Here is an 8,028-nt window from a genome sequence, read left to right as displayed (position 1 = left end):
CTTGTTCGATCCAGAGAGGATCAATGAGCTCAACAAAGCGCTCAAAAGAAACAGGATTGAGTTTGATGATCTCTTGAAAAGTGCTCTGAAGGGGCATGGGGCGGGCTCTGATCGACGGAGCCCGTTTTTTATTCTCGGTGGACGGACAAGTCAATTCCTTAACTGACTGGCATTAGGGCTTGCCCGCGATACATGAGACGGTGCTAGAAGACATTCCGCGTTATCGTTTATCGTCGGAATGCCGCCCAGAGCAAGCTCAGCTCCCACATGATCACTTGCCCCTGTTAATATTCACGGCTTGTTTGACCTATTTCGGGATTTTTCATGACCACCGTTCGTACCCGCATCGCGCCTTCGCCTACCGGCGACCCTCACGTTGGCACGGCCTACATAGCGCTTTTCAACTACTGCTTCGCCAAGCAGCATGGCGGTGAGTTCATCCTGCGCATCGAAGATACCGATCAACTGCGTTCGACCCGCGAGTCGGAGCAGCAGATTTTCGACGCGTTGCGCTGGTTGGGTATCGAGTGGAGCGAAGGTCCGGATGTCGGCGGTCCGCACGGTCCGTATCGGCAGAGCGAGCGGGGCGATATTTATCAGAAGTACGCTCAGCAACTGGTTGAACTGGGTCATGCTTTCCCGTGTTTCTGCACTGCAGAAGAACTGGATCAAATGCGTGCCGAGCAAACCGCTCGTGGCGAAACACCGCGCTATGACGGCCGTGCGTTGCTGCTCCCCAAGGAAGAAGTAGCGCGTCGTCTGGCGGCGGGCGAGCCTCACGTGATCCGCATGAAAGTGCCGACCGAGGGCGTTTGCGTCGTGCCGGACATGCTGCGCGGTGAAGTCGAAATCCCGTGGGACCGCATGGACATGCAAGTCCTGATGAAGACCGACGGTCTGCCGACTTACTTTCTGGCCAACGTCGTCGACGATCACCTGATGGGCATCACCCACGTACTGCGCGGCGAAGAGTGGCTGCCATCGGCGCCCAAGCTGATCCTGCTTTACGAATACTTCGGCTGGGACAAGCCCCAGCTGTGCTACATGCCGCTGCTCCGTAACCCGGACAAGAGCAAACTGTCCAAGCGCAAGAACCCGACCTCTGTCACGTTCTACGAGCGCATGGGTTTCATGCCTGAGGCGATGCTCAACTACCTGGGGCGCATGGGCTGGTCGATGCCTGACGAGCGCGAGAAGTTCTCTCTGGAAGAAATGGTTGAGCACTTTGATCTGTCGCGGGTTTCTCTGGGCGGTCCGATTTTCGATATCGAGAAGCTGTCATGGCTCAACGGCCAGTGGCTGCGTGAACTTCCGGTGGAAGAGTTCGCGTCGCGCCTGCAGCACTGGGCGCTGAACCCTGAATACATGATGAAGATCGCACCGCACGTGCAGGGCAGGGTGGAGACCTTCAGTCAGGTCGCACCACTTGCCAGTTTCTTCTTCGCCGGTGGCGTGACGCCGGACGCCAAACTGTTCGAGCACAAGAAACTGTCTGCAGATCAGGTGCGTCAGGTCATGCAGTTGATTCTGTGGAAACTGGAGTCCCTGCGTCAGTGGGAAAAAGACCGGATCATGGGCTGCATCCAGGCTGTCGTCGAGCATCTGGAGCTCAAGCTGCGTGATGCCATGCCGTTGATGTTTGCCGCGATCACCGGGCAGGCCAATTCCGTCTCGGTGACTGACGCGATGGAAATCCTGGGCCCGGATCTGACCCGCTTCCGCTTGCGTCAGGCGCTTGATCTGCTGGGTGGCGTCTCGAAGAAAGAAAACAAGGAATGGGAAAAGCTTCTGGGCGCTATTGCCTGAAGCAATGCCCGTGCCTGTCAGTCCCCCGGTTTTCCGGGGGCTGAATGGTAAGTGGTTGTATTACCGACAAAAAACTTTCGAAATTGTAAAAAATAAATTTGACAGCTCTGCGACTCACGCTTAACATGCGCCCCGTCCACTGATGTGGGGCTTTAGCTCAGCTGGGAGAGCGCCTGCATGGCATGCAGGAGGTCAGCGGTTCGATCCCGCTAAGCTCCACCAAATTTAGAGTTTCAAAGCTCGGCTACACTGCTTTGAAACGATGCAAAAATGACCGGATCCAGCGCCGATCATCAGCATCCAGAAGGTTTAGTCCCCTTCGTCTAGTGGCCTAGGACACCGCCCTTTCACGGCGGTAACAGGGGTTCGAGTCCCCTAGGGGACGCCATTTTAAAGTGCATCATTTGAAAGTGATGTGAGCCGCGAGGCGATAAATCCGGGGCTTTAGCTCAGCTGGGAGAGCGCCTGCATGGCATGCAGGAGGTCAGCGGTTCGATCCCGCTAAGCTCCACCAATTTTGCCAGGGTTTGCTAACAAGCGAATCTGCTCGAAGGTTTTGCGTCCCCTTCGTCTAGTGGCCTAGGACACCGCCCTTTCACGGCGGTAACAGGGGTTCGAGTCCCCTAGGGGACGCCACGATTTCTCGCTCTGCGAGACCAAGGGTCATTCGATTATTGAATGGCCCTTTTGTTTTTCTGGCGTTTGATAAAACGCATCCTCCCTCCTGATGCTTCCCCGTTCCCTCATTCCTCAGTATGAGCTCACGAGCACCGCGCTGTCGCGCAGCAAACGGGGCCCTGTAGGAGCGCGCTTGCCCGCGATAGCGTCAGTACAGACGCTTACCCGTCAACTGACAGATCGCTTCGCGGGCAAGCGCGCTTCTACAGGTAAAAAAGCATTCCAATCAGAGGGTTAAACGACGTCGGCCAGGCCGATACTCCGCTGTCACAGCCTCGGGGTGCTACGCGCCAGTAGCATTCGCCCACTCTCTTCGTCGCTTTGGTTACACTCACTCGCACCTACAACCAGCAACGCAGGAGCAAGCATGGTCTGGGATTTGACAACGCCTTTTGTGATCGACCTCAATGTGGCAGCAGACGATATAGACGGGCTGGGGCACGCCAATAACGCGGTGTACGTCACCTGGCTGGAGCGCTGCGCCTGGCGTCATTCGCAGCAGTTAGGGCTGGACCTGAGTGAGTATCGTCGTCTGGATCGGGCCATGGCGGTGGTTCGGCATGAGATCGATTACTTGGCCAGCGCCTATCAGGACGATGAACTGGAGTTGGCAACCTGGATTGTCGATTGGGACAAACGCTTGAAAATGACTCGACGTTTTCAGCTACGCCGCCCCCGTGATGGCATGACGTTGTTGCGCGCTCAGACCACTTTTGTCTGCATCGAACTGTCCAGCGGCAAGCCTAAACGCATGCCTTTAGAGTTTATCGAGGGGTATGGCGTCGCCATTGCAGATCCCCTGGTTTCCAATCCCGCCAGCGCGCCGTAAACTGCCGGACTTTTTTTCGAGTGTGACCCATGCAAATTGCTCTGGCGCCCATGGAGGGACTGGTTGACGACATCCTGCGCGATGCGCTGACAAAAGTCGGCGGGATCGACTGGTGCGTGACCGAATTCATCCGGGTGTCCGAGCGCTTGATGCCGGCTCATTACTTCTACAAGTACGCGTCCGAGTTTCACAAAGGCGCCAAGACCGACGCGGGTACGCCGCTGCGCTTGCAACTGCTCGGCTCTGATCCGGTTTGTCTGGCGGAGAACGCTGCGTTTGCCTGTGAGCTGGGCGCGCCGGTGCTGGACCTGAACTTCGGTTGCCCGGCAAAAACCGTCAATCGCTCCCGTGGCGGTGCGATTCTGCTCAAAGAGCCTGAGTTGCTGCATTCGATCCTGAGTCAGGTGCGCAGGGCGGTGCCGAAGCACATTCCGGTCACCGCCAAAATGCGCCTGGGTTACGAAAACACTGACGGCGCGCTGGATTGTGCCCGGGCGTTGGCGGACGGCGGGGCCGAGCAGATTGTGGTGCATGCCCGTACCAAGGTCGACGGCTACAAGCCGCCTGCCCACTGGGAGTGGATCGCGAGAATCCAGGAAGTGGTCAAGGTGCCAGTGGTCGCCAACGGAGAAATCTGGACCGTGGACGACTGGCGGCGCTGCCGTGAAATCTGCGGCGCTCGGGACATCATGATCGGTCGCGGGCTGGTAGCGCGGCCTGATCTGGCTCGACAGATTGCCGCCGCGCAGAAAGGCGAGGAAGTGGTGCCGATGACCTGGGCTGAACTGCAACCCATGCTGCGGACCTTCTGGTTGCAGTGTCTGGACAAAATGACCCTGATTCAAGCGCCTGGCCGACTCAAGCAGTGGCTGGTGCTATTGACCAAAAGCTACCCTGAAGCGACGCAGATGTTTGATGCATTACGCCGTGAAACCGACTGTCAGCGGATCAGTGTTTTGCTCGGTGTCAGTGCCGACGAACGGTCATAAAAAATCTGAAAATAAACTCTTGAAAAGCTTTTGGGCGACCCTAGTTTGGGGATTACGCGATGCCGAATTCGGGTCGCGGATTAAACCACTCGCTGTTTACAGGAGATTTATCATGACTACTGCATTTTCTCTGGCCCCTCTGTTCCGTAGCTCTGTGGGCTTTGATCGTTTCAATGACCTGTTCGAGGCTGCTGCCCGCAATGAGTCCGCTGGCGGCTATCCTCCTTACAACGTCGAGAAGCATGCGGATGACCAATATCGCATCGTGATCGCGGCCGCAGGTTTCGTTGAAGAAGACCTTGAGCTTCAGGTCGAGAAGGGCGTGCTGACTGTTTCGGGCGGCAAGCGTGAAAATACTGCTGAGGGCGTGACTTACCTGCATCAGGGTATTGCTCAGCGGGCTTTCAAATTGTCGTTCCGGCTGGCTGATCACATCGAAGTGCAGAACGCTGGTTTGTCCAACGGCTTGCTGAACATTGATTTGCTGCGTCTGGTGCCTGAAGAGGCCAAAGCCAAACGCATTCCGATCAACGCGCAGAAAGTCCTGAACAGCTGATTGTTCAGTTGCCAGCAAAAGAAGGCGCCTTTATGGCGCCTTCTTTCGTTTCTAAGGACTCAACTGACTTTCTTTAAATAACATCTCGGGCTGCTTCAAGCGTTTTTCGAATGCGCTCAAGGTCAGCGGTTCGCTGAACAGATAGCCCTGATATAAACGACATCCCAACTGCTCAAGAAACTCCAGTTGCAGGGGTTGCTCAACACCTTCGGCAATCACCGTCAGGTTCAGGCTCTGGGCCATTGCCACGATTGCTCGGATGATTTCCGCGTCATTGGGGTCAGTGGTCGCGTCGCGGATGAACGACTGGTCAATTTTCAGCGCATCCACGGGCAAGCGTTTGAGGTAGGTAAGGGATGAGTAGCCGGTGCCGAAATCATCCATGGCAAAGCTGACACCGAGCTTTTTCAGCTCATGCATCTTGGCAATGGTTTCGTCCAGATTCTGAATGACGATGCCTTCAGTGATCTCCAGCTTGAGCAAGTTGCTCGGCAGGCTGTTGATGCGAAGACAGCGTTTGACGCGATCAACGAAGTCGGTCTGCCGGAACTGGCGGGGGCTGATGTTGACGCACAGACTGAAGTGCCGGATGTCGACCAGTTTGTCACGCAGCAGTTTGCTTGCCGTCCGGCAGGCTTCCTCAAGAATCCAGGCGCCTACCTCCAGAATCATTCCGCTCTCTTCCAGTATCTGGATGAACTGGTTAGGAGGCAGGTTCCCGGTTTCGGGGTGCTCCCAGCGCAACAGGGCCTCCGCGCCAATGATGCGGTTGAGGCGAGTGTCCACTTGCGGTTGATAACACAGGCTGAACTCCCCGCGTGGCAACGCCATGCGCAGATCATTCTCCATGCGCAGGCGTTCACTGGCCGCTTTTTGCATCGAATCATGAAACAGCTGTGTGGCATTGCGGCCCGAATCCTTCGCCCGGTACAGCGCGATATCGGCGCGTTTGAGCAGGTCGGCGCTGGTCAGGCCATGGTCGGGGATCAGTGCGATACCGATACTTGGCGTGATTTGCAGGCGTTGATTGTCCAGAAACATCGGCTGGGCGAGCAGGGCGCGAAGCATGTCGGCCAGTTCCAGTACCTGGTCGGTCACATCGTCGCGACTACCTTCCAGTCCGCTGATCAGTACCACGAACTCATCGCCGCCCAGTCGCGCCACGGTGTCTTCCATGCGCACGCTCGCTTCAAGCCGGGCGGTTACAATCTTCAGCACGCTGTCACCCACTGGATGGCCCAGCGAGTCATTGATGTGCTTGAAGTGATCCAGGTCCATGAAAAGAAGAGCGCCACGCAGATTGTGGCGTTGCAGCAGGATTATTTGCTGGCTGAGACGATCCATGAGCAATGCCCGGTTGGGCAGGTTGGTCAGGGAGTCATGATAGGCCAGGTGCTGAACCTGCTCCTGGGCGCTCTTCAGCTCGCTGATATCCCGCGCATTCATGAGCAGGCATTCGACATCGTTGAGGGTAATGGTTTCGACCGACACTTCAGCGGTGACGTGGGAGCCGTTCTTGTGACAGCCGGTCATTTCCCGGTGATGAACCCGGCCATTTTCTTGCAGATCGCGAATCAACTGCTCACGTTGTTCAATGTGAGCCCAGATGCCCAGCTCGGCGACAGTACGGCCGAGCACTTCGTCAGGGGTAAACCCCATCAATCGGCAAAAGCCTCCGTTGACCTCCAGGTAACGGCCACTGAGGCGCTCGGTGATGGTGATTGCGTCAGGACTGGAGTGGAATGCTTTGGCGAACTTCTCTTCGCTGGCCTTCAAGGCGCGTTCGGCGCGCAGGTGCGCGCTGTTGTCCATGAAGGTGCTGAGCAAATAAAGCTGACGCTCCAGTTCGACTTTCAATGCGCTGAAGGTGCCTTCAATCAGTCGGCCGTCGCGTGCGCGCAATCGCACATCCAGCCTCACGGGCTCGTCCTGGGCCATGACTCGTCTGACCAGGCTGTTGCGGTGTTCGGAATCGTCCCATAATCCCAGGTCTACACCTGTCCGACCAATGCTTTCGGCTGCGGGCCAGCCGAGCATTGTTTCGAACTGGCGATTGACCTCGCAGATTACTCCGCTGTCGATGGCGGACAGGATCACCACGTTGGGGCTGAGATTGTAGAGCGTTGCAAAACGCTTTTCGGATTCGCTCAGCGCCGCGGCATGGCCGGAGGGCTGAAAGGTGTTGCTATCTGCAAGTTCTGGCATGGGATCACGCGCCTGTAAGTAATAAAGGCAGTAATACGATCTTTAGCATCAGGAGCTTTCAGCATTGGCCAGCCTGGGCATCTAGCAGCGCCATGAATGCCCGGGCCGCATTGGACAACGTACGCTCCGTGTGAAGTATGTAGCCTAGCTGACGACTGAGCTGTATGCCCGGTAATGGAATACGCGCCACCTGTTCATCGAGCATAGTCCGTGGCAGCACGCTCCATGCGAGGCCGATGGACACCATCATTTTGATGGTTTCCAGATAGTTGGTGCTCATGGCGATATCCGGCTTCAGCCCTTGTGCTTCGCACAGTCCGCTGACGATGTGATGGGTAAACGTGTTGTTGCCGGGAAATACCGCCGGATAGCCGACGACGTCCTGCAAACTCACCGGGCCGCTGTTGGCCAGTGGGTGTTCAGGAGCGGCAACGAAGTCCAGCGGGTCGTCCCAGACTGACACGGCCTTGATCAGCGTGTGAGGATCCGGGGCCAGAGTGATGACTGCCAGCTCGGCGCGGCCATGAAGGATTTCCTCATAGGCGACCTCTGAATCCAGGAACTGAATGTCCAGCGCGACTTCAGGATAACGTCGGGTGAACTCCCGGAGCAGCGGGGGCAGACGGTGCAGGCCGATGTGATGACTGGTTGCCAATGTCAGGCGGCCGGTCACTTCACCCGTCAGATTGGTCAGTGCACGCCGGGTATCGTCCAGCACATTCAGAATCTGATAAGCCCTGGGCAGCAAGGCTCTACCAGCCTCGGTCAGGCTGACTTCCCGGCCCAGCCGGTCAAACAGCCGCACGTTCAACTGCTGTTCCAGCCCCGCTATACGCTTGCTGATAGCGGGCTGGGTCAAGTGCAGGTGTTCACCTGCTCCAGAAAAGCTGCCGGTTTCGGCGATGGCGATAAAAGCATTGAGGTTAGCCAGATCCATCTCAGATTCCAGTTGGTTATCCAAAGTA

The 8,028-nt window shown here is 56.8% G+C and carries 5 protein-coding genes, 4 tRNA genes and 1 pseudogene; 8 read left to right on the top strand and 2 right to left on the bottom strand.

Annotated elements, in window-relative coordinates:
• The first annotated feature begins 324 nt into the window (after positions 1 to 324).
• From gltX to KDX30_RS19650, 8 genes are all read left to right on the top strand, one after another.
• Positions 325 to 1,806, top strand: coding sequence for a glutamate--tRNA ligase (gene gltX / locus KDX30_RS19685; RefSeq protein WP_231677257.1), 1,482 nt, complete (start codon positions 325 to 327; stop codon positions 1,804 to 1,806).
• Positions 1,807 to 1,952: 146 nt separating this feature from the next.
• Positions 1,953 to 2,028, top strand: a tRNA-Ala gene (locus KDX30_RS19680).
• A gap of 90 nt (positions 2,029 to 2,118) precedes the next feature.
• Positions 2,119 to 2,194: transfer RNA gene (locus KDX30_RS19675), tRNA-Glu, on the top strand.
• Between the two features lie 50 nt (positions 2,195 to 2,244).
• A tRNA-Ala gene (locus KDX30_RS19670) sits at positions 2,245 to 2,320 on the top strand.
• A gap of 46 nt (positions 2,321 to 2,366) precedes the next feature.
• Positions 2,367 to 2,442: transfer RNA gene (locus tag KDX30_RS19665), tRNA-Glu, on the top strand.
• Between the two features lie 409 nt (positions 2,443 to 2,851).
• Positions 2,852 to 3,313 (top strand): acyl-CoA thioesterase, encoded by a 462-nt coding sequence (locus KDX30_RS19660; protein ID WP_027900864.1) that lies wholly within the window; start codon positions 2,852 to 2,854, stop codon positions 3,311 to 3,313.
• Between the two features lie 29 nt (positions 3,314 to 3,342).
• Positions 3,343 to 4,302 carry a tRNA dihydrouridine synthase gene (locus KDX30_RS19655; RefSeq protein WP_099270793.1) on the top strand — a complete coding sequence of 320 codons (960 nt, stop codon included), beginning with the start codon at positions 3,343 to 3,345 and terminating at the stop codon, positions 4,300 to 4,302.
• 112 nt (positions 4,303 to 4,414) lie between these two features.
• A complete protein-coding gene (locus KDX30_RS19650) occupies positions 4,415 to 4,858 on the top strand; it encodes an Hsp20 family protein (protein ID WP_027900866.1) in 444 nt (147 codons plus the stop codon).
• A 51-nt stretch (positions 4,859 to 4,909) separates the two neighbouring features.
• On the opposite strand, the pseudogene KDX30_RS19645 reads toward KDX30_RS19650, so the two are convergent.
• Positions 4,910 to 7,009 (bottom strand): annotated as a pseudogene (locus tag KDX30_RS19645) (putative bifunctional diguanylate cyclase/phosphodiesterase); the annotation flags it as partial.
• 112 nt (positions 7,010 to 7,121) lie between these two features.
• Positions 7,122 to 8,000 carry a LysR family transcriptional regulator gene (locus KDX30_RS19640; RefSeq protein WP_122708798.1) on the bottom strand — a complete coding sequence of 293 codons (879 nt, stop codon included), beginning with the start codon at positions 7,998 to 8,000 and terminating at the stop codon, positions 7,122 to 7,124.
• Positions 8,001 to 8,028: the final 28 nt, after the last annotated feature.

This window comes from Pseudomonas quasicaspiana (assembly GCF_021147825.1).
In the GTDB taxonomy this organism is placed as follows: Bacteria; Pseudomonadota; Gammaproteobacteria; order Pseudomonadales; family Pseudomonadaceae; genus Aquipseudomonas; species Aquipseudomonas quasicaspiana.
Note: the sequence above shows the minus strand (reverse complement) of the source record. Positions and strands in the feature narration are given on the sequence as shown.